This window comes from Nonomuraea sp. NPDC004186 (assembly GCF_053603495.1).
Genome location: NZ_JBSGFQ010000012.1, coordinates 108,325 through 131,542, shown reverse-complemented (window position 1 = coordinate 131,542; position 23,218 = coordinate 108,325). Strand labels below are relative to the sequence as shown.

Here is a 23,218-nt window from a genome sequence, read left to right as displayed (position 1 = left end):
CTGGCATATCAGGCTTTGTCGCGTGTCGAGCACAACTCTTGAGCGAAGGTCGTTTTTCCGGTCCCAGATCGGCGGGCTGCCCCGCGCGTTCTGGGCCCTTTGGGGCGGCACGGTGGTGAACCGCCTGGGCACCATGGTCCTGCCCTTCACCGGCGTCTACCTGACGCAGAGCCGCGGCCTGTCGGTGGCGGCGGCGGGCCTGGTGATGGGCGTGTTCGGGGTGGGCTCGCTGCTGTCGCAGCTGGTCGCGGGGGTGCTCACCGACCGGATCGGGCGCCGCGCCACGCTGTCGGGCGGGATGCTGGCCACGGCCGCGACCATGCTGGCGCTCGGCTACAGCACCTCGCTGCCGGCGGTCGTGGCCTCGATGCTCGTGCTCGGCCTGGTGATGGACATCTACCGGCCCGCCTCGTCCGCCCTCGTCGCGGACCTGGTCTCACCCGAGGAGCGGCCCCGGGCGTACGGGCTGCTGTTCTGGGGGATCAACCTCGGGTACGCGGTCGGCGTGACGGCCGGGGGCTGGCTGGCGAGCCTCGGGTTCCTCTGGCTGTTCTGGATCGACGCGCTGTCCAGCGTGGTCTTCGCCGTGCTGGTGTGGCGGGCCGTCCCCGAGACCAGGCCGGCGGCGCGGGAGTCCGCGGGCGGGTTCGGCGTGGTGCTGCGGGACCGGGTGATGATCGGGTTCACGCTGGTGGCGCTGGGGAACGCGCTGGTCTACTCGCAGACGTTCACCATGCTGCCGGTGGCGATGACGAAGGTCGTGGGGCTGTCGGCCGGGGAGTTCGGGGTGGCCATGGCCCTGAACGGGATCATGATCGTCATCGTGCAGCCCCTGGTGTCGGGGTGGCTGGGGCGCCGGGACCCCGCCCGCATGTTCGCGCTGGGGCTGGCGGTGATGGCGCTCGGGTTCGCGATGACGGCGTTCGTCGAGACCACCCTCGGGCTGGTGGTGACGATCGTGGTGTGGACGGCGGGCGAGGTCATCACGGCGGGCATCCCGGGCGCGATCGTGGCCACGCTGGCGCCGGCCGAGCTGCGGGGGCGGTATTCGGGGCTGTTCGGGTTCTCGTGGTCGCTGGCGGCGGTGCTGGCGCCGCTGATCGGCGGGCCGCTGCTGGAGATCGGCTCCCAGGCTCTGTGGTTCACGATCGGCGGGGTGGGGGTGCTGTCGGCCGCGGGCATGCTGCTGCTCGGACCCGCGATCAGACGCCGCTGACGGCGTCGCGGGCAGCGGGAGACGCGCACCTTGGGAGAATTCGCCATATACCCAGGAACCGTCTCCCTCTAAAGTTACGCCTGACATGCTGACATTCACCGCGCTGGGACCGTTCCAGGCCTGGGCCGACGGCGCCCCTCTCGATCTCGGCGGCCAGCGGCAGCGGGCGGTGCTCGCGCGCCTGCTCGTCGCCGGCGGCCGCGCCGTACCCGTGAACACCCTCATCGACGAGCTCTGGCCGGGCGCGCCGCCCGCACAGGCCCTATCCACCATCCAGGGATACGTCTCCCGCCTGCGCCGCGCCCTCGAACCCGATCGCGCGCCCCGCGAGGAGGCCCGCGTCCTGGTCTCCGCACCGCCCGGATACGCCCTGCGGGCCGCGACCGAGCAGGTGGACGCGTGGCGGTTCGAGGCCCTGGTGAAGTCGGAAGGCGACCCGGGCCGGGTGTGGGCGGCCATGGACACGGCGCTGGAGCTGTGGCGGGGGCCCGCGCTGGCCGAGTTCGGCGAGCTGAGCTGGGCCGCCACGGAGGCGGGCAGGCTGGAGGAACTGCGCCTGATCGCCGTCGAGCGCCGGGCCGGGGCCGGCCTGGCGCTGGGCCGGGCGACGTCGCTGGTGGCCGACCTGGAGGCGCACGCGTCGGCGTACCCGCTGCGGGAGGAGGCCTGGCGGCTGCTCGCCACGGGCCTGTACGGGCTCGGGCGCCAGGGCGACGCGCTGGGGGCGCTGCGCAGGGCGCGCTCGGTGTGGCGGGACGAGCTGGGCCTCGACCTGTCGGCCGGGCTGCAGCGTCTGGAGGCCGACATGCTCGCCCAGCGCCTGGAGTCCCCGGCCCCCGAGGAGCAGGTTCTGGTGGAAGCGCCCGCCGCCGTTTCCGCCACCGTGCCCGGCACCGCGCCGCTGCGGGTCGTGGTGGCCGACGACCAGGCGCTCGTACGGGCGGGCGTGCGGGCGATGCTGGACGCCGAGCCCGGCGTGACAATGGTCGGCGAGGCGACCAACGGCGAGGAGGCGATCGCGCTCGTGGCCGAGACCGGCCCCGACGTGGTGCTGCTCGACATCCAGATGCCCCATCTGGACGGCCTGGCCGCCGCCCGCCGCATCCTGTCCGAAAACCGGCCGCCGAAGGTGATCATGATGACCACGTTCGGCAGCGACGAGAACCTTTATGCGGCACTGCGTGCAGGAGTGAGTGGATTCATCCTGAAAACGTCGGCTCCCGAGCAGTTCCTGGCCGCGATCAGGGCCGCGTCCGCCGGGGACGCGCTCATCGACCCGACGATCACCACCCGGCTGATCGCGGGGTTCGCGGGACGCGTCGACCCGGCCTCTCCCCCGGCGCTGGCCGGGCTCGCCGACTCCCAGCTCGACGTGCTGAAACTCGTCGCCCGCGGCCTGACGAACCGCCAGATCGGCCAGACGCTCTCCTTGTCCGAGGAGGAGGTGGCCATCATGGTCAAGTCGCTCTTGGAGCATCTCGGGCTGTTCGACCGCGCACAGCTGGTTATGGCCGCGTATGAGTCAGGTTTTGTGACACCCGGGGAAAAGACTTCCTTTTCGTCGCTTTGACGATAAAAATCGCGCCGTACTAGGCTTGGCGACGTGGCACAACTGCGTATCGCCCTGGCCCAGATGAACCCGTCCGTCGGCGACCTTGACGGCAACGCCGAGCGGCTGATCGCGTGGACCCGCGACGCCGCCGATCGTGGAGCCCACCTCGTCGTCTTCACCGAGATGTTCCTCACCGGCTATCCCGTGGAGGACCTGGTGCTGCGTACGTCCTTCGTGGACGCCAGCATCCGGACCCTGGAGGAGGTGGCGCGCAGGCTGGAGCGGGAGGGCCTGGGCGACCTGCCGGTGGTGGTCGGCTACGTGGACCGCGCCGGGCTGGCGCCCAGGGTCGGCCAGCCGAAGGGCGCCCCGCTGGACGCGGCCGCTGTGCTCCACAAGGGCCAGGTGGTGACCCGTACGGCCAAGCACCACCTGCCCAACTACGGGGTGTTCGACGAATACCGCTACTTCGTGCGCGGCGACCGGCTGCCGATCTTCCGGCTGCACGGCGTGGACGTGGCGATCGCGGTGTGCGAGGACCTCTGGCAGGAGGGCGGCCCCGTGTCCGTCGTGGGCCAGGCGGGTGCCGGGCTGCTGATCTCGCCGAACGCCTCGCCGTACGAGAAGGAGAAGGACGACGTACGCCTGGAGCTGTGCGCGCGCCGGGCCCGCGAGGCGGGCTGCGCCCTCGTCTACGTCAACCAGGTCGGCGGCCAGGACGAGCTGGTCTTCGACGGCGACTCGATCGTGGTGGACGCCTCGGGCGAACTGGTGGCACGGGCGGGCCAGTTCCGGGAGGAGCTGCTGACCGTCGATCTGGAGCTGCCGGTCTCGGACGCCGAGCCGGGCTTCTTCCCGTACGACGCGGGCGACGGCTCCACCATCACCGTCGAGCGCCTGGTGCTCTCCTCGGACCCCCTGGAGCCGTACGAACCGGCTCCCGCGGCGATCGCGGAGCACCTCGACCTGCACGGCGAGGTGTACGCGGCCCTGGTCCTGGCGGTGCGGGACTACGTGGCCAAGAACGGCTTCCAGTCGGTCATCCTGGGCCTGTCCGGCGGCATCGACTCGGCCCTGACCGCCACCATCGCCTCCGACGCCATCGGCCCCTCGCGCGTCAACGTGGTCCTCATGCCGTCCCGCTACTCCTCGGACCACTCCCTGGCCGACGCCGAGGAACTCGTCCGCAGGCAGGGCGTCAACTCCCGGATCGCCCCGATCGCCGACATCGTCGACGCCATCGAGAAGGAGATCGAGCTCTCGGGCCTGGCGGCCGAGAACCTCCAGGCGAGGGTACGCGGCATGATCCTCATGGGCCTGTCGAACCAGCACGGCCACCTGGTCCTGACGACCGGCAACAAGAGCGAGCTGGCGACGGGCTACTCGACCCTCTACGGCGACTCGGCCGGCGGCTTCGCCCCCATCAAGGACGTCCCGAAGACGATGGTGTGGGAACTGTCGAGGTGGCGCAACGCCAATTCGCTGCCGCAATTCCTGCTCGACACGAAAACCCCCATTCCCGAAAATTCCATCACCAAGGAGCCGAGCGCCGAGCTCCGCCCCGACCAGCGCGACACGGATTCCCTTCCGCCGTACGAAATCCTCGACCGTCTGCTGGACGATTACGTGGAGAAGGACATGGGCTCGACGGAGCTCATCGCGGCCGGCCACGATCCGGAGCTGGTCACGAGGATCATCAGGCTGGTCGACCTGGCCGAGTACAAGCGCCGCCAGTATCCGCCCGGCCCCAAGATCACCCCGAAGAACTTCGGCCGCGACCGCCGCCTCCCCATCACCAACAGATGGCGCGAAACCGCCGATTAATCAGCCATAGGGCTCTTATCCCAACACGACGATCAACCCAAGAAATAGCCATTACCTCGCCGCTAATATGGCCCGGCCGATCCTTCGGACGCCGGGCCTTATCAGCGGAAGAGGCGCACCATGACATTTCTGATGATCGTGCTCGGGGTGGTGGTCGCCGGCTCGGCCGTGGCCGTCGGGGCGCTGCTCGGCCCCGTCACCCGCCGGATGACCGCGGACGTCAAAGCGCTTGCGCCGGACCAGCGGGCCGAGGCGGTGACCGCCACCCGGACGATGCTCATGCAGGTCGGCTCCCTCGTCACCGCCGCGCTCTCCCTGGCCGGCCTGGTCGGCACGTTCTACTTCAGCTCCCAGACCGTCTCGCTCGAGACCCAGAAGCAGTTTCAGGCGCGCTACGACCAGGCGCTGAAGGACCTCAGGTCCAGCGACTCCAGCGCCCGGGTCCAGGGCCTCTACGAGCTGGAGGACATCTCCCACGAGGCGCCGCCCTTCGCCTGGAAGGTGACCCTGAGCATCGCCGCGTACCTGCAGGACCGGGCCCGCGGCCAGGCGACCCCCCGCCCCCACCTGACCGTCGAGGCCGCCCTGACCGTGCTCGGCCGCCGCGACCGCAAGTCCGACCGCGGCCCCGTCTCCACCGGCCCCGTGGCCGCCGACGGCGTCACCCTCCGCACCACCGACCTGTCGGGCACGGACCTGCGCGGCATCGACTTCACGGACGCCACCCTGTCCCAGGCCCGCTTCACCAACGCCGACCTCCGTACGGCCCACTTCAAGAACGCCGCCCTTGCTCAAGCCCGCTTCACCGGCGCCGACCTCCGGACAGCCGACTTCACCGGCGCCGACCTCCGCCAGGCCGACTTCACCGGCGCCCAACTGGACGGCACAACCTTCCGCAAGGCCCACCTGGAAGGCGCACTCGGCCTACCGTCCTGAGGGCTGAGCCTGAGTCGCACATCGCTCACCGAACACTCCGAACGGTGTCAAGTATTCTGGTCCCCCTCGCTCACGCCGCACCCGGACGACACGGCTCGTGCCCGAGGTCCGCGGCCCGGGACCCGTCCTCCGCGGTCCGTCCTCCGCGGTCCGTCCTCCGCGGTCCGTGCTCCGTGCTCCGCAACCCGCGATCCGGGACCCGTGCTCCGTGCTCCGCGGTCCTGAAACCCGGGGTCCGGGACCCAGGGTCCGCGGTCTGCGGTCCGTCGTCCCGGGGATCCATGGTCCGGGACCCGTGGACCCGTGGACCCGTGGACCCGTGGACCGTGGACCGTGGCCCGTGGTCCGGGGGTCTGGGGGTCCGGGCCCGTGCTCCGCGGTCCTGGGCCCGTGGCCCGCAGCCCGTGGCCCGCAGCCCGTGGCCCGTCCTCCGGCGTCCGGGGATGCGGGGTCCGGGGATGCGGGGTCCGGGGTTCCTCCCGCCCGGAGTCCCTCCCGCCCGCAAGTGTCCGGTCCGGCCTTAACAGTCCGATGCCCCTGCCCATCGCTCCAGCAGCCCCCAGCCCGACCACCCTCCAGCGCCCCTCTCGGCCGACCACCCTCCAGCGCCCCTCTGGGCCGACCACCCCCGACGACCCCCTCCAGCGGACCTCTCCCGGCAGATCCAACCGACCCCCTCCGACAGACCTCCCCCACGCGAGGGAAAGCCTCTCGCCAGACGCCTGCCGGAAACTACGTCACCCGGCGAGGGGCTCGTCGTCGCAAAGCGACCTATCCGTCGCGGGACGCTGACACCAGGCCCGCCTCGTAGGCGATGATGACGAGCTGAACGCGATCACGGGCGTGCAGCTTGGTCAGCAGCCTCGTCACGTACGCCTTGATCGTGGCAACGCTCAGAACCAGGTCGGTGGCGATCTCCGTGTTGGACAGCCCACGGGCGATGAGGGTCAGCACCTCGCGTTCCCGATCGGTGATGCCGTCGAGGGATCGATGGCGAGGACCGGGCTGAGGGCGAGCAGCGAACTCCTCGATCAGCCGACGGGTGACACTAGGCGCGATCAGGGCATCTCCCGCAGCGACCACGCGAATCGCCGCAAGAATGTCATCAAGCGCCATGTCCTTGACGAGAAACCCCGACGCCCCGGACCGCAACGCCCCGTACACGTAATCGTCCTCGTCGAACGTCGTCAGGACGATGACGCGGGCATCGGTGGGGCCGGCCGTGATCAAACGGGTGGCCTCGATGCCGTCCATGCCAGGCATGCGGATGTCCATCACCACGACATCGGGCCGCAGTTCCTCGGTCTGGCGAACCGCCTCCGTGCCCGTTCCCGCCTCGCCGACGAGCTCGAGATCCGGCGCGTCGGTGATGACCATCTGCAGGGCGGTCCGAATGAGCGGCTGGTCGTCGGCCAGCAGGACACGGACGTTCATCGCACCCGCGCCGGTGCGGGCAAGCGTGCCACCACCCGAAACCCGCCTTCCTGACGTGGCCCGGCAGATAAGACGCCATGCAACAGAGCCACTCGTTCACGCATCCCGACCAGACCATACCCAACCCCCGCTTTACGCCCCCGACCTGGCCCTCGGCCACCCCCAAACCCAAAACCACGCCCAGCACCAGAGCCGGAGCTATGGGCAGTGACAGCACCGAACCCAGGCCCGGAGCCCCGACTGAGGCTGGCGTCGGAACTGGAACCGAAGGGGGAAGTGGGGTCGACGGCGGGGTTGAGATCGAGAGCAGGAGCTGCGGCAACGCCCCGGCTGGGGTCCGGGGAAGAACCCGAACCGGGGTCCAAGGAAGGACCCGGACTACGGCCCAAGGAAACGCCCGCACCAGAGTCCGAGGCCAAGGCCAGACTGCGGCCCGAAGAAAGACCTGAACTCGAGCCCGCGGAAAGATCCGAACCGGAGTCCGAGGAAGGAGCCGGACTACGGTCCGAGGAAAGAACCAGACTGGGACCCGAGGGAAGGGCCGGGATGGTGCCCGAGGAAAGAGCCAGACTAGGGTTCGGGGGAAGGCTGGGGTGGGGGCTGGGTGCGGGGTCGATGACCTCGATGGCCAGCTCCTCATCACCGAAGTCGATGGTCACCTGGCACGAGGGGTGCTCCGCGTGGCGGGTGACGTTGGTGACGGCCTCCTGGACGATGCGGTAGGCGGACATGTCGATCTCCGGAGGGAGCGAACGCCGTACACCCCGCCAGCGCACCTGGACCTGAACACCGGCGGCCGTCGTCGTCGCGGCAAGCCGCTCCAGGTCAGCCAGCCCAGCCGGGGCAAGGCCCGAGTCGAGCGGCGCAAGGCCCGAGCCGAGCGGCGCTGTCGAAGGTGCGGGGCCTGCTTCTACCGGCGCGGAGCGGTTGGACGACGCGTCCGGTCGCTGCTCGGTCGGTGCGGGCCGATCGGGCAGCGCGCCAGGTTGCTGGTTGACCGGCATGGAGTGGCCGGACAGCTCGCTCTGCGATGGCTGGGCTGGAATGGGAAGCGTGCCGGGTTGCTGGTCGACCGGTGCGGAGCGGGCGGAGGACTCGCTTTGCGATGGCTGGGCTGGATTAGGGTGAGTGGTGGGTGTCGTTTCTCGTGGGTGGGGTGGCTCGGGGTGGCGGAGGGCGCCCAGCATCCGGCGTAGGCCGGACAGTGTCTCGCGGCCGACCGTCTCGATCTCGCCCAGCGCTTCGCGGGCGCGTACGGGCTGAGTGTCGATCACTCGCCGGGCGGCACCCGCTTGCAGGGCGATGATGCCGATGCTGTGCGCGACCATGTCGTGGAGCTCGCGGGCGATCCGGAGGCGTTCGCTGGTGATGGCTTGGGCGGTGGCCTGGATCCGCAGGCTCTCGGCGTGGTCATGGGCCTGGTGCACCGAGCGGCCGACCAGCCAGGCGATGACGGCCGTCATGGCCACGGCGAGCTCCGCCGAGGTCCCGACGACCCAGCCGAAGAGCAGCCGCGTCCCTAGATAGCCCGCCAGCGTGATGAGCGCCATGATGATGGCGGTGATGCTCGTACGGCGTGGGGCGGTGGCCGCGATGAAATAAAGGGCGGCGTCGACTGCCAGGAACTGGGCCGAAGGGATCTCTGCTACGCCCAGGGGCATGCACGCCACGGCGGAGGCGGCCAGCAGCAGGGTCAGGGCCGGGAGTGGGCGGCGGTCCAGCAGGATGCTGCCCGCCACGACCAGCGCGGTGGCCACGATCAGGAACGACAGGCCGTCCCAGCGGTAGAGCAACGCACCGGGGCTGTAGGTGGGCTCCGCCTCCCCTGGCAGCCTGACGCGCATCAGGAACGTGAGCGCCAGGCCCGCACACCAGGCCAGTGCCGTCCAGAGGCCGGACGGCACCCGCCTCAGGAGCGGGAGGGGTGGGGTGACCTGCATGGGCCGATGGTAGCTGCGTGATGTTGGGCGGGGCATCGGACCACGGTCGTACATCTTGGGTCCACCCTGGGTCGTTGGAATGCGGTCGTGGGTTCGATGTGGCGGGGATGTCGGGTGCGGCAGCGTCGCCTGGGTGATCGAAGTCAATGAAGAAGTCCCACGTCGCGGGACGGCGACCCGAGCCGGCCGGGCGACACAAGCAAAGCCGCCACGGTGGTCAGCCAGGCGGACGTGGTGGTGCTCGAGGCCGACGGGCTGGTCGGTCAGGCAGACACCGTCCAACGCGAAGCCAGCGACGTGGCGCACCTGGCCGAGAGGGATGCCACCGCCGAACGCGAGGCGAGCAGCGTGGAACGCGAGGCCGACAAGCTGGTCGGCCAGGCAAACACCGACCAGCGCGAAGCCAGCAGCGTGGTACGCCCGGTTGGCGAGGACGGCGCCGCCGAACACGTGGCGAGCAGCGTGGTGCGCGAGGCCGACAAGCTGGTCGGACGGGCAAACACCGTTCAACGCGAAGCCGGCGGCGTGGTGCGCCCGGATTGCGTGGGGGTGTGGGAGGAGGTGGCTGAGGGCTAGGGAGTGGGGAGCGCTTCGGGGACGGAGTCGGTGGCGTTTTCTGGTTGGTGCGTTTGTCGCCGTCGCCGTGGGCGTGCCGGTTTCGGGGGCGGCGTGGCCGGGGGCCGTGGCGGCGCCCGTACCCGATCATCTCGGGCCGCTCCGGAGCGCCGCTCCCGCTGCCCTTGCGCGGCGGTATGCCGCGAGCAGGGAGGACATCCGGGCGGCTGAGCGGATGGCGGTCCGGTACGGGCATCTGTGGCGGGCTGCGATGTTGCGGGACATGGCGGATGCGTCCCGCCGGTTCCTGGCCTTCGACGGGCGTGATGGCGGCCGGGCCGTCGAGGTATTTGGCGATCTGGCAACGGCCGGCAGGATCGCCGTCCTGGTGCCCGGCTCCGACACCAATCTCGACAAGTACGGACTCCTTCGCGGCGGAGCCATGCGGCTGCGGGAGGCGCTCGGGGAGCGGGCCGCCGTCATCGCATGGCTCGGGTACCGGACCCCGAGCACCGTCAGTCTGGCCGCGATGTCGGCCGGCTGGGCCGATGGGGCCGTCCCAGGGCTGCGGGCGTTCGTACGGGAGCTCGCCGCCGCCAAGCCTGCCGCCGCGATCTCGCTGCTGTGTCACTCGTACGGTTCCGTGGTGTGCGCGCGGGCCGCGCCCGGGCTGGATGTCGGCAACATCGTCCTGTACGGGAGCCCCGGCGTGATCGCGCCCGACGTCGCCGCCCTGCGGACGAGGGCCACCGTCTGGGCCGGCCGGGGCGGCGGGGACTGGGTCGCGCGCATCCCGAACGTACGGCTCCGTCTGCCCTTCCTCACTGCCGGGTTCGGCACCGATCCGGTGTCCCCGAGGTTCGGTGCCCATGTCTTCGCGGCGGGCGGCGGTGGGCACAGCGACTATCTCAGGTCCGGTTCGCCGGCATTGGAGAACATCGCCAGGATCGTCACCGGCCAGGCCGTCCGCGAGGTGGGCCGTCATGCGTGACCCCGCTAACACGGACGCGACTGTCGTCCGGCCCGGGCGGCGCCGGGCCCTCGCGCCCTCTCGTGACCTCGGGCGGCGGGCTGTCCACGGCGGCTCGCCCGAGCAGCGTTGCGCTGGCGAGCCGGTGCGCAACCTCGCATCGCGGTTCGGCCGCGCCGCCGCGACCGGGCGGCGCCGCGTACTCGCGCCGTTGCGTGACCTCGTGCGGCGGGTCGAGCGTGACACCCCGCCCGATCGTGACCGCGCCATCGACGCTCTCCGGGCGGTGGCCATCGGTGGTGTCGTGCTCGGGCACTGGCTGGTGACGGCGCTGGTGCCCGACAGCGGCGCGATACGGGTGGCCAGCCCGCTGCGGTACATGCCGCAGCTGGCCCCCGCGACCTGGCTGTTCCAGACGCTGGCGGTGTTCTTCCTCGTGGGCGGGTACGCGGCGGCGAGGAGCCGGGGCGCGGCGGCCGGGACGTACCGGCAGTGGCTGGGCGCCCGGCTGGCGCGGCTGTTCCGGCCGGTCGGCGTCGTGCTGGCGGTCTGGAGCGTGACGGTGGCCGGGATGCTGGCCGCAGGAGCCGACACCGTGACCGTGACCAGGCTGGTCAAGCTGGTGCTGTCGCCGATGTGGTTCCTGGTGGTGTTCGCGGTGCTGACGACGGCGACTCCCCTGGTGGCCCGGTTACACCCGATGTGGCCGCTGGTGACCGTCGCGATGATCGATCTGGTCCGGTACGGCGTGGGCGGGTCCTCGTGGGCCGACGCCGTCAGCGTGCTCGCCGGGTGGCCGGCGTCCCACGGACTGAGCGAGTCGCTCGGCTCCGTGAACGTCGTGGCCGGGTGGCTGGTGCCGTACTGCCTGGGGGCGGCCTGGGCACGCGGAGCGCTGCGGAGTCGTACCGCCGGGTGGGTGTTGTCGGTCGGCGGGGCGGTGGGAGCGGTGGGGCTGGTGGTCGGGGCGGGGTATCCGGCGGCCATGGTCGGGGTGCCCGGCGCCGCCGTCTCCAACCTCGACCCGCCCACGCTCGCGGCCGTCTCCTTCGGTCTGGCCCAGTGCGGGGCGGCCCTGCTCCTGCTCGGCCCGCTGCGCCGGGCGCTGCGGCGGCCGGTCGTGTGGGCGGCGGTGGCACTGGTGAACCTGTCCGCGATGACGATCTTCCTGTGGCACCAGAGCGCGATGATCCTGGTCACCGCGCTCGGGCTGCTCGCGGGCGAAGCCCTCCCCGGCCTGCACACGGTGCCCGACGGGCCGGAGTGGGTGCTGGCCCGGCTGGGCTGGGTGCCGGTGTTCGGGCTGGCGCTGGCGGTGTGCTGGGTCGCGTTCCACGCTCGCGAGCGGGCGCCGTCCAGGAAGACGAGCTTGGCGAACGCGTAACCAGTAGGTTACGCTTTCATCGTGGACGAGGTGGCAGGGGCGATCGCGGACCCGGTGCGGCGGCAGATTTTGGAGATGCTCAGGGACGGGCGACTGTCCGCTGGGGACGTCGCCGAGCGGTTCGCCATCAGCCGGCCCGCCGTGAGCAGGCACCTGCGGGTGCTCAGGGAGAGCGGGCTGGTTCGCGCGGAGCTGATCGGCAGGCAGCGCTTCTACGCGCTCGAACCCGAGCAGTTCGACGAGCTCATCACCTGGCTCGCCCAGTTCGGCCGGCCCTCCGGGTGGGAGCACCGCCTGGACGCGCTGGAGACCGAGGTCTACCGGACCCGCCGCGAGCGCCGCCCGACCACCGGGAGCAAGAGCAGCAGAGAGGAAGAATCAGCATGAACCGCATCCCCACCGGCCGGTTGTTCGGGACGAGCGAGGGGAGCGACCTTGTTCTCAGCCGGACGTTCCGCGCGCCCGCCGAGGACGTGTGGGCCAGCATCACCGAACCCGACCGCACCGCCCGCTGGTTCGGCCCGTGGGAGGGTCACGGCGCGCCCGGCCAGACGATCAAGGTGCGGCTGGTGTACGAGGAGCAGGCCCCCTGGTCCGAAATGCGCATCGAGGCATGCGAACCGCCGAGGCGGCTGGCCCTGTCCGCGCTGGACGAGTTCGGGGCCTGGCGGGTCGAGCTGCTGCTGGAGGAGCGCGACGGCACGACGGAGCTGCGGTTCGTCCACCATCTCGACACCGAGGACGCGATCGGCGAGGTCGGCCCCGGCTGGGAGTACTACCTCGACATGCTCGTGGCCTCCCGCGACGGCTCCCCCACGCCGGACTTCGACGACTACTATCCCTCGATGCGGCCCTACTTCCTCGGGTTGTCCCAGCAGGACTGAGAGCTGTCCCGGCAGGGCTGAGGACTGTCCCTGCTGGGCTGGGGGATTGCCTCCCGCAAAGGCTGAGGCACTGTCTTCCGGCAAAGCTGACGGATTGTCGGTGGCGGCTGGCACAGTGGGCGCGTGCCTCAACCGCTCAAGGACATGATCAACGCCGGGTCCATATCCGTGCTGGCCGACGGGCTGGCCGCCGCCTGGTCGCCGTTCCCACGGGCCGCTTTCACCGCGCGCGCCCTGACAAGGCTGGACGGATTCGAGCTCAAGGACCGCGTCCGGCATGTCGCCGCGGCCCTGCACGACGCGCTGCCGCTGCCCTACCCGCAGGCCGCCGAGGTCGTGCGCGAGTGCGCCTCGCGGGTCGCGCTGGACATGTGGAGTGGCTGGCCGGCCACCGATCACACGGCCGTCCAGGGGCTCGATCACCTGGAGGCAGGGATGGGCACGCTGGCCGTGCTCACGCCGTACGCGACGGGCGAGTTCGCCGTACGGCCCTACCTGGAGCGTTACCGCGACGACGCGCTCAAGATCATGTACGGCTGGGCGGAGTCCCCCGACGAACATCTGCGCCGCCTGGCCTCCGAGGGGTCGCGCCCGCGGCTGCCGTGGGGCGCCCGGGTGCGCTGGCTGATGGCGCCGGGGCCGACCCTGCCCCTGCTCGACCGGCTGCGCGACGACCCGAGCGAATACGTCCGCCGCTCGGTCGCCAACCACGTCAACGATCTGGCCAAGGACCATCCGGAGGTGGCGCTGGAGCTGCTGGCCCGGTGGCGTTCCGACGGCGGCTCGCACGTGGAGAAGGTGCTGCGGCACGCCGTACGCGGGCTGCTGCGCTCCGGCCATCCCGAGGCGCTGGCGCTGATGGGCGCCACCCCGGGCAGCGGCGGGGTCGACCTGCTGGCCCTCGATTCCGACACGGTGGCCGTCGGCGGGAGGCTGGCCTTCGCCGTCACGGTCACGGCGGGCGCGCCGGGTCCTGTGCTGCTCAAGTACGCGATCCGGCGGGCGGGCTCGCGCCGGGTGTTCCACCTGGGCCGGCGGGAGGCGGAGGGGCCGGGCACGACGTTCACCGTGCGCAAGAGCCATTCCTTCCGCCCGGTCACCACCCGCGACGAGCCGCCGGGCACCCGGGAGCTCGACGTGATCGTCAACGGCCGGGTGGCGGCCAGCGCCGCGTTCACACTGGTGGACTCATGAGCGTCGACCTGCTCCGCGTCGAACTCGGCGTCATCTGGCACCTCGACGACCGAGGCCGCCTGCCGGGGCCTGAGGAGCTGGTGATCGGCGTGGCGGCCGACGGCATGACCGCCGCGGTCCGCGCCGACGTGCCCGACCCGGTCGCCACGCAGCTTCTCGACCTCGTCTCCCAAGGCGTCCCGTCGTCCCCCGGCCACCCGCCTGACGTCCTGGCGCGGTGTGACGCCCTGCTGGGCGGCGGGCGGGCGGTGTCCGGAGGGCCGTGCTATCTGGTACGGCCGCCGCTCAGGTTCGAGGCGCCCGCCGAGGTCATCAGGTCGGACGACCCGTCGCACGCCGCACGCCTGAGACCGCTGCGCCCCGCGGAATGGGAGCCCGCGGAGTGGGACGAGCTCCTCGCCGGCGGCGCGGGCGCGCCCTGGGCGATGATCGTCGAGGACGGACAGGTGGCCGCGATCTGCCACAGCGCCCGGCTGACCCCCGAGGGGGCCGAGGCGGGCACCTGGACCTCGCCCGCCTTCCGGGGCCGCGGGTACGCGGCGGCGACCACTGCCGCGTGGGCCGGCCTGCTGCCGGGCATCCGCCTGTTCTACAGCACCAGTGCCGACAACCACTCCTCCCAGCGGGTGGCCGGACGGCTCGGGCTCGACGCGATCGGCCGGCTCTGGAAACTCACACCCCGCGACTCGACCGCCTCACCGACGTGATGCCCTGCTCTGGAAACTCACACCCCGCAGCTCGGCAGCCTGATGCCGTGCCGTCGCCGGCTCCTGCGGCTCGACAGCCTCACGGACGTGATGCCGTGCCGTCGTGGAGGACTTCCCGTTCCCACCGTTCCCGAGGCTGGCTGTGCAGGCGCCAGTAGTGCTCGGCGATGTCGTCGGGGTCGAAGGCCGTGCCGGGCGCGACCGGTCCGGCCACGGTGACGCTGGCCACGTGCACCCCCGAGGGCCCGTACTCCTGATCGAGCAGCGCCGCCAGCGTCCGCACGCCCGCCTTGCCGAGCGAGAGGCTGACGTACCGGGCCTTGGGCTCGGGCATCCCCCCGGTGATGAGGAACGACCCGCTGCCGCGCCGGGCCATCGCGGGCGCCACGTGCGCGGCCGCGACGAGCGCCCCCACCACGTTCACGGCCCAGGCGTCCAGCTGGGCCCGCACGCTCGCCTCGCCCGGCGCGTCCGGCCGGATGATCGCGGCGTTGTAGACCACGGCGTCCGGCGTGCCCAGCTCGGCGGCGGCCGCGTCGAGGGCCGCCCTCAGCTGGTCCTCGTCGGCGCTGTCGGCCTTGTACGTGAGCACCCCGTCCAGGTCGAGCGTCGTGCCGGTACGCGAGACGAGCACGACCGGCAGCCCCTCCCGCGCGAACCGGCGGGCGACGGACCGGCCGATCCCCGGCCCCGCTCCGATGATCACAACTCCAGGCATCATCGGCTCCTTTCCGTTGTTGTGATCGGAAGCTAAGGCGTCACATCGATGTGAAGGTCAAGGAGCATATGAAGATCGGAGAGCTGGCCCGCCGCACCGGGGTGAGCAGGCGGCTGCTGCGCTACTACGAGGAGCAGGGGCTGCTGCGGCCGGTACGGCTGCCCAACGGCTACCGCGAGTACGGCGAGCCGGACGTGGCGTCGGTGCGCCACATCCGTACGATGCTCGCCGCCGGACTCCCGACGACCGTCATCGCCCTCCTGCTCCCCTGCGTCCACGACGACGGCGACGCGATGGTGCCGACGGCGTGCCCGGGCATGGTGAACAACCTGCGGAAAGAGCGCGAGCGCATCGCCGGGACGATCGAGCGGCTGCAGACGTCCCAGCGTGCCCTCGACACCATGCTCGCCACCGTCCTGCCGCCCGCCTAGTGCCGGGCAGGGCCGGGGCGCAGGTCGGTTCGCGCCTCGCCCGTGGCCGGGTCGTACGGGTAGGAGACGTGCTGGTGGATCATCACCCAGGAGCCGTCACGCCGCTCGAACACCCGCGTCCCCCGCGACCACGTCTCACCGCCCCCGCCGACGCGCACCCGGTTCAGCCCCCACGCGACCGCGAGGTCCTCCCGGGCCATGACCCTCAGCTCCGGCATGTCGAAGCGGACGTCGGGGCCCTCGTCGAGGCCGCGCGCGCAGACCTCCCGCACCGCTTCGACGCCCACGTACTCGAGCGGCACGTCGTGCTCGTACGACACGACGTCGTCGGCGATGGCGGCCATCATGCCGTCCAGGTCCTTGGCCGCGGTGCCCGCGTACCACCGCTCGTGCACCCCGCGCACCTCCCGCACGGCCGCCCCGTCGTCGGCGATCGGGAACGAGTGGTGCTCGTGCGCGACGACCCACCGGCTGCCCTCCTCGCGCAGGCCGAGCGTCAGCCGCAGCCGCCGGTCGTCGGCGGGCATGCCGCACCGCAGCAGCGCGTACGCGAAGGCGACGCCGTCACCGGCGACGACGTCCAGCGACTCGATCTCGAACGCCGCCCCTTGCGCCTGCCACTCGAAGAACGGCGGCCAGGCCTTCTCGTACGCCTCGATGCCGCGAACGTCCTCCGGCACGTCGAACATCACGATGTCCGCCGCGTGGTCCGCGAGGACCGTCTCCAGGTCGCCGCGGTGCACCGCCTCGGCCCAGCGCAGGACGAGGTCGCGGATCTGGTCTTCGTTCGTGGACATGGGTGGGGTCCTTCCGGGTCGATACCTTCGTTCCGGACGTACAACCCGGGCGGATCCCGAAACTCATCGCACTTCCTCGGGAAGACCGAAACCGGCGAAATCGGCCTCCAGGAACGACACCACCTCCGCCACCTGACCGCCCCGCACCACCAGCAGGTCCAGCCCGGCCGGGAGGTAGGCCGCCCGCCTCTCGTCCCACATGTACGTGCCGAACGCCAGCTGCCCGTTGGCCCGCGCGGGCAGCATCCGCCAGCGCTCCTTGAGCGGCCCGCCGAGCAGGAACCCGCGGATGCCGTCGCGCCCCTCGAACCAGGCCGCCAGCGGCGGCATCGAGTACTTCGCGTCCTCGGCCAGCATGGCCACGATGGCGTCCACGTCCCCGGCCTCCCAGGCGGCCGCGTACCTGCGGGCCAGCTCCCGGCTCCCCGCCTCGCCCAGCTCGCCGAGGGTCTGCCGCTGGGTGCTCGGGGGAAGCAGCTCGGCGAGGTTCTTCCTGGCCCGTTGGAGAGCGCTGTTGACCGCCGCGACCGTGGTGTCCAGCAGGTCGGCGACCTCGCGGGCGGCGTACCCGAGGACGTCGCGCAGCAGCAGCACGGCCCGCTGCACGGCCGACAGGTGCTGCAGCGCCGCCACGAACGCCAGCTCCACGCTCTCCCTGGCCACCGCCCGCGCCTCGGGCCCGAGTCCCGCCGTCCAGGCCATCAGACTGTCCGGGTACGGCTCCAGCCACGCCACCTCGCCACCGGCCGGGTCGAGGTCGGCGGGGAGCTCTCGGCGGCCCCGGCTTTCGATGATCGTCAGCGCCCTGTTCGTCGCGATCCTGTACAACCACGGTCTGATCGACCCGCGGTCCTCGAACCGCGCCAGGTTCCGCCACGCCCGGTCCAGCGTGTCCTGCACGGCGTCCTCGGCGTCGTGGACGGACCCCAGCATCCGGTAGCAGTGGGCCCGCAGCTCGTCCCGCAGCGGCCCGACCAGCCGCCCGAACGCCAGGTCGTCCCCACCCCGCGCCGCGGCCAGCAACTCCGCCGCCGTCGCCTCGCCCACCGCCGCCTCACCCGCCGCCGCCGCCTCGCCCGCCATCGCCTGTCCCCCTCCCGGTGCGCCCAAGCTACCGCGCCCGGATCGCCGCGCTCTGCCACGATTGAGGGGAGATGACGACACACTGCGCCCTCTGTGGCGGAGGCACCGTGACCCCGGACGGCCACTGCTGGGACTGCGGCCAGGCCCAACCGGCCTTCCGCTCACACCTGGAGATCACGACCGGCGGCGGGGCGGGGGTCAGCGACCGCGGGCTGCGGCGCGGCGTCAACGCCGACGCGATGGCGCTGGCCGGGGACGGCGCGTGGACGATCGGTGTGGTGTGCGATGGCGTGTCCATGTCGCCCCGCTCCGAGCGCGCCGCCCGCATCGCGGCCGACACGGGCGCGTCCACCCTGGCGGCGCGACTGCGGACGGGCGCGCTGCCGGAAACCGCGCTCGCCGACGCCGCGACCCGCGCGGGCCGGGCGGTCGCCGCCCTGGCCGAGTCGGCGCACGCCGCGCCCGCCTGCACGTACGTCGCGGGCATCGCCGGCCAGGGCGGGATCTGGGCCTGCTGGATCGGCGACAGCCGCGCGTACTGGCTGCCGGACGAGGGTGCCGGGATGGCGCTGACCGAGGACGACACGGGCGCGCACGAAGCGCTCTCCGCCTGGCTGGGCGCCGACGCCGGCGACCCCGACCCGCGTATCCGCAGCTACCGTCCCCCGGGGCCGGGCCGCCTGCTGCTGTGCACCGACGGCCTGTGGCGGCACCTGCCCGACCTGGACTCCCTGCGTCCCCAAGGCGAGCTGCTAGTGGACGCGCGGGCGCTGGTCGGGCGGGCGCTGGACGCGGGAGGCCACGACAACGTCACCGCGGTGCTCCTCGCGGTCACGGCGTAGACGCGTGCTCCGATCAGGTCACTCCGCCGTAGCCGCGCCGGACGATTCCCCGTCTCGTACGCCAGCACCACGATCTGCAGCAACTCCGCGGCGCGCGGGCAGCGGACCAGCACCGCGTCCGTCCCGGCCCGCTCGATCAGGTCGGCCACGGAGGTCTCCGCCAGCAGCCGCCCCCGGCCGATGATCACGAGTTGCCGCGCCGTCAGCGCCATCTCGCTCATCAGGTGGCTGGACACCAGCACGGTGCGCCCCTCGTCGGCCAGCGACCGCAGCAGGGTGCGCACCCACAGCACCCCGTCGGGGTCGAGCCCGTTGACCGGCTCGTCCATGATCACCACCGACGGGTCCCCGAGCAGCGCCGCCGCGACCCCGAGCCGCCGCCGCATGCCCAGCGAGAACCCGCCCACCCGCCGCCCCGCCGCCGAGGACAGCCCCGCCAGCTCGAGCACTTCCACCACCCGGGCGGGCGCGATCCCGTGCGTGCGGGCCAGGGCCAGCAGGTGCTGGTACGCCGTGCGGCCCCCGGGCGCCGGCGTGACCTCCATCAGCGCGCCGACCTGCCGGAGCGGGTCGGGGTGTACGGCGTAGGGCCGGCCGTTGACGGTCGCGGCCCCGGCGCTGGGCCGGTGCAGCCCCAGGATGACGCGCATGGTGGTGGACTTGCCCGCGCCGTTGGGGCCGAGGAACCCGGTCACCTGGCCGGGCCGTACCGTGAAGGACAGATCGCGTACGGCGGTGACGCCGCCGTACCGCTTGGTGAGCTCCCGTACCTCGATCATGCCTTCGACGCTAGAAGAGGGCCCTTCGGCGGACGACCGACCAGAGGCTGAACCCCGAGACCCCGGATCTCCGCCGGAAGTCGGGCCCGTTCCGCTCACAGCAGCAGCGCCAGACCGCCGATCGTGTAGCAGACCATGAGGACGAACAGCGGGATCTGGCCCGCGACCGCGCGGCCGGGCGGCAGGAGGCGGACGGAGCGGTCGTGGGCGGCCACCACCCCCACCACGTGGCCGACCACGATGGCCAGCACCTGGACGACGGCGATCGTGGCGGGTTCGACGGCGTTCGGGTCGGGCTGGGAGGCCACGCCGAGCGCCAGGAGGAGGCCGTGCCGGCCCTCGATGACCAGGAGGGAGAAGTAGTGGGCGATGAGATAACCGGTGGCGATCGGCACCAGCGAGTGGGCGAAGCGGGCGGTCAGCCCCCTGGTGCGGCCGATCAGTCCGGCCGCGCCGAGGCAGGCGGCGTACAGGAGGGCCACCCCCGCGACGGCGACCAGCAGGCCGAGCGTGCCGAGCCCGGTGCGGCCGAGCGGGCCTGACTGGAGGGCGTTCACCCAGGCGGGGGTGCCGGAGAAGCCGTCGTACGCGGTGCCGCCGAGCAGGACGCAGACGGTGGCGACCAGGCCGGGGGCGGGCTGGATGGCGTCGAGGCCGTCGAAGGGGCTGCGCAGGACGCGGTCGCCGTTCGCCTTTCTGCCGAGGGGTGACAGGTGGCCGATGAGGGTCGAGTACACCTCGAACGGGTCGCCGCGTTCCAGCCAGGCGTGGCCGTAGACCAGGGTGCCCGCGAGCTGGGTGGACGCGTACAGGGCGCAGAAGGTCAGCAACGTGAGCGGGGCCGCGGGCTCGGGGGCGACCAGCTCCGTCCAGGTGAACGCGAGCAGGCCCGCGGCGGCGGGCCAGTAGCCGAGCCCGCGCGGGAGCGGGCGCCGGGGCCGGTCGGGCAGCAGCCGGAACGGGCTCAGCGCCCGCCACACCGGGCCGAACAGCAGCGACGCCGGGACCAGACCCACCCAGAAGAGCACATACACCAGGTACGGCCCCGCGTTCCCGTCCGCGGGACCCGCCACGAGCCGGCCGATCGTGTAGACGGCGAGGACAAGGGTCAGCACGCGCGCCGGGCGGTCCGGCAGTCGCAACGGGATCACCAGGCCCGCCCGGTCGCCGCGGAAGCGGGAGTCGGCCCAGAGCAGCCCGAGCGCCAGGAACGAGACGACGAGCGCCGCGAAGGCGCCCGCGTAGGCGTAGAAGAGCGGGATCGGCAGGTCGCCGCGGGTACCGATCCCGTGCGCGAGGATCCCCGCCGTCACCGGACCGCCAGTTGCGTGAGGACCAGCTTGCTCCTGTGGGTCTCCACCTCGAACACCCCGGTCAGGCCGGCCGTGAAGCGCACGGTCGCGGGCACCCCCGGCCGCAGCTCGGCCTCGATGTCGTAGCCGTGAACGTGCAGCTCGTCGGCGACGTCGCTGGTCACCGTGATGCTGACCTGCCGCCCCTTGGCCACCTCCAGCCAGCCCGGCGGCGGGCTCACCTGGCCGCGGGCGACGGTGATCACGGCGTCCGCCTGCCCGCTCGGCGCGGCCGTGGCCACCTCGTGGCTGTTGCCCGGATTGTGGTGGGTCTCCGACAGCGGCCCGCACGCCGTGACAAGCCAGCCCGCCAGCACGCACCCGGCCATGCGGACGGATCCGCTCACGCGCTCACCTCGGCCTCGGCGGGCGTCTCCCGCGCGGTGCCCCTGCGCCGCGGCGCCAGCACCACGACCGCGCAGAGCACCCAGAGCCCGGTCAGCAGCCCTCGGATCCACCCCGGCCCCAGCGGGACGACGGGGATCAGGTACACCAGCCGGTCGAAGGCGTCGGCGCAGGCCAGCAGCCCCACCACGATCGTGAGCAGGCCGAACGCCGGCCGCCTGCCCCGCAGGGCCGCACCCAGGCAGAGCCACCACGCCCCCATGAGCAGCAGCGCGGCCCCGGCCTGCGACGTGCTGTCCACGGCCGCCGCCACCACGTCGAGCACGAGCCCGGCGGCCCCGGCGACGCTCCCGGCCACGACCAGCCGATGCCGGCGCCGGACGATCGCCGTCACCGCGGGCGCCACGCCGTTCCCCGACCGGCCGTCGCCGCCGTGCCGCCGCGCGCCGCGCCGCGAACGCCACCAGAACAGCCCCAGCAGTAGCCCGAGCACCGCCGAGCCGCCGAGGGCGAGCTGCGTCTCCACCTTGCCGAGCCCCGAGGCGCCGAACCAGTCGCAGCCGGCCGGCAGGCGGGCCTGCGAGGCGCTGAAGTCCGCGCACAGGTACAGCTTGATCAGCTTCACGGGCTCGGCCAGCAGGCGGTTCGCGCCGCCAGACAGCGCGGGCGCCGTGGCGGCGCAGACCGGCAGGACGGCGGGCGACGACGCGCCCGTGTCCCCCTGCCAGCAGTTGCCGGTGCCCTGACCGTCCCACCACACGTCCAGCCCGTTGGGCCGCCGCTCGCCCGTCGGGCTCACGCCGAACACGTTGCCCTCGTAGCGGTTGTAGTCGGAGGTGTCGGCCTGCTTGGCCAGGTCGTTCTCGCCCCTGATGAACGCGGGCACCCCGAACAGGTGGAAGGCCGCCCGCCGATGGCCCCAGACGCGGTTGTTCCTGAAGACGTTGTAGTTGCCGCCCGCGACCAGGATGCCCGTCCCCGCGGGCACGCCCACCTGCGAGCACACCACGCCCCGCTCGTAGCCGCGTTCGGCCGGGGGTTTGGCGCAGGTGCCGTCGCGGGTGTAGCGGTAGTAGTCGCGGTTGTTGTCGTAGATCTTGTTGTTCTCGAACTTGGCGTGGTTCTGCGGCAGCCCGGGGTGCGAGGGCCAGAGGCTGTCCATCGTGGCGCCGACCATGTTGTCGTAGAACTCGTTGTCGTGCACCCACATCGAGTCGCCCGCGGTGCCCGAGTAGCCGAGCGCGTTGTCGTGGCTCCTGCAGCGGCGGATCTCGATGGCGTACCTGGGGACGTCGTGGCCGCGGCCGTCGTTGAGGTTGGAGGCGCTGCCCGGGTAGAGGCCGCCGTCGCCGTTCCCGTACGCCTCGCAGTCGGTGTACAGGCCGTGGTCGCTGGCGAAGGTGAGGAAGCCGTACTCGTCGTTCCAGCGGGTGAGGACGCGGTCGATGACGAAACCGTCGGTTTCGAGCACGTACAGGGAGTTGAACGTGGTGCGCTGGGCGGTGAAGTTCCGGAAGTAGATGCCATTGGTACGGTCGGCGCGGACGGCGTTGAGCTTGCGGTACTCCGCGTCGATCACGACGTCGAGCGGATCGGCTCCGGTGCCCTCGATCTGCAGGTCCCTCTTGCCGAGGATGGCGACGAGGTTCTGGTTGTGGGGGCACTGACGCTGCTGTTCGAAGGAGAGGATCTGGTAGCCCCACGTGGACCATCGGGCGGGGAGCTGGGCGCAGGCGCCGGTGGGGGCGGGCTGGCTGGGTTCCTCGCGGTAGAGTCCGGGGAGAATGGCGATCGTCATTCCGGGGCGGTCGACCTGGTCGACGGCTTCTTGGAGGTGCCTAACCCCTTTTTGCTGACATTTCGCGAAAAGGTCGAGGTTGCGGGCTTTGAGCTCATCCGGAAATTTCGCGATTCGACGCTCGAAGTCGGCTTTATCCGTCTTGCACACCAGCAGATCCGGCTCCCCGGGCCGCAGCACCGGCACCGTCCCCGTACCATCAGGCAGCGTCACCGGACGCTCCTCATGGGCGAAAGCGGTGCCGCCGGATAACAGCAGACCTGACGTGAGCACGACGATTGGCGCGATTTTTCGCATGGGGGGCATGGCCGCGAGATTAGAACAATGCTCACGTTCTGCCTAGGCCAGAACGATCACCTACGGACCCCCGTTGCCACAAACCCACATAAGGCAAAGCCCGGCGGGGGCGGCGCTAACACGCCCCCGCCGGGAGTCATCACCCCGAGGTCCCATGCCTCCGAAAACGGCACTCGCGCC

General features: G+C 71.9%; 21 protein-coding genes and 1 pseudogene. 13 read left to right on the top strand and 9 right to left on the bottom strand.

Features of this window, described 5'->3' with window-relative positions; genetic code table 11:
* The first annotated feature begins 22 nt into the window (after nucleotides 1–22).
* The 4 genes from ACWEPL_RS12985 to ACWEPL_RS12970 all read left to right on the top strand — a co-directional run bounded on the left by ACWEPL_RS12985 (nucleotide 23) and on the right by ACWEPL_RS12970 (nucleotide 5,528).
* Entirely contained in the window at nucleotides 23–1,216 is a 1,194-nt protein-coding gene (locus tag ACWEPL_RS12985; RefSeq protein WP_452436184.1) for an MDR family MFS transporter, read from the top strand.
* 85 nt (nucleotides 1,217–1,301) lie between these two features.
* Nucleotides 1,302–2,786, top strand: a complete 1,485-nt coding sequence (locus tag ACWEPL_RS12980; RefSeq protein WP_452436183.1) for a BTAD domain-containing putative transcriptional regulator — start codon at nucleotides 1,302–1,304, stop codon at nucleotides 2,784–2,786.
* Between the two features lie 33 nt (nucleotides 2,787–2,819).
* Nucleotides 2,820–4,592 (top strand): NAD+ synthase, encoded by a 1,773-nt coding sequence (locus ACWEPL_RS12975; RefSeq protein WP_452436182.1) that lies wholly within the window; start codon nucleotides 2,820–2,822, stop codon nucleotides 4,590–4,592.
* A 120-nt stretch (nucleotides 4,593–4,712) separates the two neighbouring features.
* The gene (locus ACWEPL_RS12970) at nucleotides 4,713–5,528 is read left to right on the top strand and encodes a pentapeptide repeat-containing protein (RefSeq protein WP_363963317.1); all 816 of its coding nucleotides are present in this window, start codon (nucleotides 4,713–4,715) and stop codon (nucleotides 5,526–5,528) included.
* A 771-nt stretch (nucleotides 5,529–6,299) separates the two neighbouring features.
* Here the strand turns inward: ACWEPL_RS12970 and ACWEPL_RS12965 are convergent.
* Together ACWEPL_RS12965 and ACWEPL_RS12960 are read right to left on the bottom strand one after the other, a co-directional pair.
* Nucleotides 6,300–6,962 (bottom strand): response regulator transcription factor, encoded by a 663-nt coding sequence (locus ACWEPL_RS12965; protein WP_350728770.1) that lies wholly within the window; start codon nucleotides 6,960–6,962, stop codon nucleotides 6,300–6,302.
* Entirely contained in the window at nucleotides 6,959–8,902 is a 1,944-nt protein-coding gene (locus tag ACWEPL_RS12960; RefSeq protein ID WP_452436181.1) for a histidine kinase, read from the bottom strand. Before ACWEPL_RS12960 ends, ACWEPL_RS12965 begins: the two co-directional genes overlap by 4 nt.
* Nucleotides 8,903–9,115: 213 nt before the next feature.
* Between ACWEPL_RS12960 and ACWEPL_RS12955 the strand changes: the two genes are divergently transcribed.
* From ACWEPL_RS12955 to ACWEPL_RS12925, 7 genes are all read left to right on the top strand, one after another.
* Nucleotides 9,116–9,478, top strand: a complete 363-nt coding sequence (locus ACWEPL_RS12955; RefSeq protein ID WP_452436180.1) for a hypothetical protein — start codon at nucleotides 9,116–9,118, stop codon at nucleotides 9,476–9,478.
* A 262-nt stretch (nucleotides 9,479–9,740) separates the two neighbouring features.
* Nucleotides 9,741–10,448, top strand: coding sequence for an alpha/beta hydrolase (locus ACWEPL_RS12950; RefSeq protein ID WP_363963313.1), 708 nt, complete (start codon nucleotides 9,741–9,743; stop codon nucleotides 10,446–10,448).
* Nucleotides 10,441–11,811, top strand: a complete 1,371-nt coding sequence (locus ACWEPL_RS12945; protein WP_452436179.1) for an acyltransferase family protein — start codon at nucleotides 10,441–10,443, stop codon at nucleotides 11,809–11,811. Before ACWEPL_RS12950 ends, ACWEPL_RS12945 begins: the two co-directional genes overlap by 8 nt.
* Nucleotides 11,812–11,832: 21 nt before the next feature.
* Nucleotides 11,833–12,198 (top strand): metalloregulator ArsR/SmtB family transcription factor, encoded by a 366-nt coding sequence (locus tag ACWEPL_RS12940; RefSeq protein WP_452436178.1) that lies wholly within the window; start codon nucleotides 11,833–11,835, stop codon nucleotides 12,196–12,198.
* Nucleotides 12,195–12,695 carry an SRPBCC family protein gene (locus tag ACWEPL_RS12935; RefSeq protein WP_452436177.1) on the top strand — a complete coding sequence of 167 codons (501 nt, stop codon included), beginning with the start codon at nucleotides 12,195–12,197 and terminating at the stop codon, nucleotides 12,693–12,695. The genes ACWEPL_RS12940 and ACWEPL_RS12935 overlap by 4 nt, the downstream gene beginning before the upstream one ends.
* Nucleotides 12,696–12,818: 123 nt before the next feature.
* Nucleotides 12,819–13,889, top strand: coding sequence for a hypothetical protein (locus ACWEPL_RS12930; protein ID WP_452436176.1), 1,071 nt, complete (start codon nucleotides 12,819–12,821; stop codon nucleotides 13,887–13,889).
* Entirely contained in the window at nucleotides 13,886–14,596 is a 711-nt protein-coding gene (locus tag ACWEPL_RS12925; protein WP_452436175.1) for a GNAT family N-acetyltransferase, read from the top strand. Before ACWEPL_RS12930 ends, ACWEPL_RS12925 begins: the two co-directional genes overlap by 4 nt.
* A gap of 79 nt (nucleotides 14,597–14,675) precedes the next feature.
* Here ACWEPL_RS12925 and ACWEPL_RS12920 read toward each other — a convergent pair whose 3' ends face one another.
* On the bottom strand, nucleotides 14,676–15,317 hold the full coding sequence (locus tag ACWEPL_RS12920) for an SDR family NAD(P)-dependent oxidoreductase (RefSeq protein ID WP_452436174.1): 642 nt from the start codon (nucleotides 15,315–15,317) through the stop codon (nucleotides 14,676–14,678).
* Nucleotides 15,318–15,382: 65 nt separating this feature from the next.
* On the opposite strand from ACWEPL_RS12920, the gene ACWEPL_RS12915 reads away from it, so the two are divergent.
* Nucleotides 15,383–15,745 carry a MerR family transcriptional regulator gene (locus tag ACWEPL_RS12915; protein ID WP_350728754.1) on the top strand — a complete coding sequence of 121 codons (363 nt, stop codon included), beginning with the start codon at nucleotides 15,383–15,385 and terminating at the stop codon, nucleotides 15,743–15,745.
* On the opposite strand, the gene ACWEPL_RS12910 is transcribed toward ACWEPL_RS12915, so the two are convergent.
* Together ACWEPL_RS12910 and ACWEPL_RS12905 are read right to left on the bottom strand one after the other, a co-directional pair.
* A complete protein-coding gene (locus ACWEPL_RS12910) occupies nucleotides 15,742–16,542 on the bottom strand; it encodes a YybH family protein (RefSeq protein ID WP_452436173.1) in 801 nt (266 codons plus the stop codon). The two genes, ACWEPL_RS12915 and ACWEPL_RS12910, sit on opposite strands and share 4 nt — an antisense overlap.
* 63 nt (nucleotides 16,543–16,605) lie before the next feature.
* Nucleotides 16,606–17,625, bottom strand: a complete 1,020-nt coding sequence (locus ACWEPL_RS12905) for a sigma-70 family RNA polymerase sigma factor (protein WP_452436172.1) — start codon at nucleotides 17,623–17,625, stop codon at nucleotides 16,606–16,608.
* A 71-nt stretch (nucleotides 17,626–17,696) separates the two neighbouring features.
* Here ACWEPL_RS12905 and ACWEPL_RS12900 point away from each other — a divergent pair.
* A pseudogene (locus ACWEPL_RS12900) lies at nucleotides 17,697–18,305 on the top strand (PP2C family protein-serine/threonine phosphatase); the annotation flags it as partial.
* On the opposite strand, the gene ACWEPL_RS12895 reads toward ACWEPL_RS12900, so the two are convergent.
* The 4 genes from ACWEPL_RS12895 to ACWEPL_RS12880 form a co-directional block, all read right to left on the bottom strand.
* Nucleotides 18,281–19,246, bottom strand: a complete 966-nt coding sequence (locus ACWEPL_RS12895) for an ABC transporter ATP-binding protein (RefSeq protein WP_452436171.1) — start codon at nucleotides 19,244–19,246, stop codon at nucleotides 18,281–18,283. The pseudogene ACWEPL_RS12900 and the gene ACWEPL_RS12895 overlap by 25 nt on opposite strands.
* Nucleotides 19,247–19,341: 95 nt before the next feature.
* Nucleotides 19,342–20,559 (bottom strand): hypothetical protein, encoded by a 1,218-nt coding sequence (locus ACWEPL_RS12890; RefSeq protein ID WP_452436170.1) that lies wholly within the window; start codon nucleotides 20,557–20,559, stop codon nucleotides 19,342–19,344.
* Entirely contained in the window at nucleotides 20,556–20,945 is a 390-nt protein-coding gene (locus tag ACWEPL_RS12885) for a hypothetical protein (RefSeq protein ID WP_452436169.1), read from the bottom strand. The genes ACWEPL_RS12890 and ACWEPL_RS12885 overlap by 4 nt, the downstream gene beginning before the upstream one ends.
* The gene (locus ACWEPL_RS12880; RefSeq protein ID WP_452436168.1) at nucleotides 20,942–22,741 is read right to left on the bottom strand and encodes a right-handed parallel beta-helix repeat-containing protein; all 1,800 of its coding nucleotides are present in this window, start codon (nucleotides 22,739–22,741) and stop codon (nucleotides 20,942–20,944) included. Before ACWEPL_RS12880 ends, ACWEPL_RS12885 begins: the two co-directional genes overlap by 4 nt.
* Nucleotides 22,742–23,218 lie beyond the last annotated feature (477 nt).

What these genes read in the sequence shown, in the direction of transcription:
- ACWEPL_RS12895 (WP_452436171.1), bottom strand. Translation starts at nt 19,246, where the DNA reads ATGATCGAGGTACGGGAGCTCACCAAGCGGTACGGCGGCGTCACCGCC.
- ACWEPL_RS12905 (WP_452436172.1), bottom strand. Translation starts at nt 17,625, where the DNA reads ATGGCGGGCGAGGCGGCGGCGGCGGGTGAGGCGGCGGTGGGCGAGGCG.
- ACWEPL_RS12910 (WP_452436173.1), bottom strand. Translation starts at nt 16,542, where the DNA reads ATGTCCACGAACGAAGACCAGATCCGCGACCTCGTCCTGCGCTGGGCC.
- ACWEPL_RS12970 (WP_363963317.1), top strand. Translation starts at nt 4,713, where the DNA reads ATGACATTTCTGATGATCGTGCTCGGGGTGGTGGTCGCCGGCTCGGCC.
- ACWEPL_RS12935 (WP_452436177.1), top strand. Translation starts at nt 12,195, where the DNA reads ATGAACCGCATCCCCACCGGCCGGTTGTTCGGGACGAGCGAGGGGAGC.
- ACWEPL_RS12880 (WP_452436168.1), bottom strand. Translation starts at nt 22,741, where the DNA reads ATGACGATCGCCATTCTCCCCGGACTCTACCGCGAGGAACCCAGCCAG.
- ACWEPL_RS12965 (WP_350728770.1), bottom strand. Translation starts at nt 6,962, where the DNA reads ATGAACGTCCGTGTCCTGCTGGCCGACGACCAGCCGCTCATTCGGACC.
- ACWEPL_RS12960 (WP_452436181.1), bottom strand. Translation starts at nt 8,902, where the DNA reads ATGCAGGTCACCCCACCCCTCCCGCTCCTGAGGCGGGTGCCGTCCGGC.
- ACWEPL_RS12925 (WP_452436175.1), top strand. Translation starts at nt 13,886, where the DNA reads ATGAGCGTCGACCTGCTCCGCGTCGAACTCGGCGTCATCTGGCACCTC.
- ACWEPL_RS12945 (WP_452436179.1), top strand. Translation starts at nt 10,441, where the DNA reads ATGCGTGACCCCGCTAACACGGACGCGACTGTCGTCCGGCCCGGGCGG.
- ACWEPL_RS12920 (WP_452436174.1), bottom strand. Translation starts at nt 15,317, where the DNA reads ATGATGCCTGGAGTTGTGATCATCGGAGCGGGGCCGGGGATCGGCCGG.
- ACWEPL_RS12915 (WP_350728754.1), top strand. Translation starts at nt 15,383, where the DNA reads ATGAAGATCGGAGAGCTGGCCCGCCGCACCGGGGTGAGCAGGCGGCTG.
- ACWEPL_RS12980 (WP_452436183.1), top strand. Translation starts at nt 1,302, where the DNA reads ATGCTGACATTCACCGCGCTGGGACCGTTCCAGGCCTGGGCCGACGGC.
- ACWEPL_RS12950 (WP_363963313.1), top strand. Translation starts at nt 9,741, where the DNA reads ATGGCGGATGCGTCCCGCCGGTTCCTGGCCTTCGACGGGCGTGATGGC.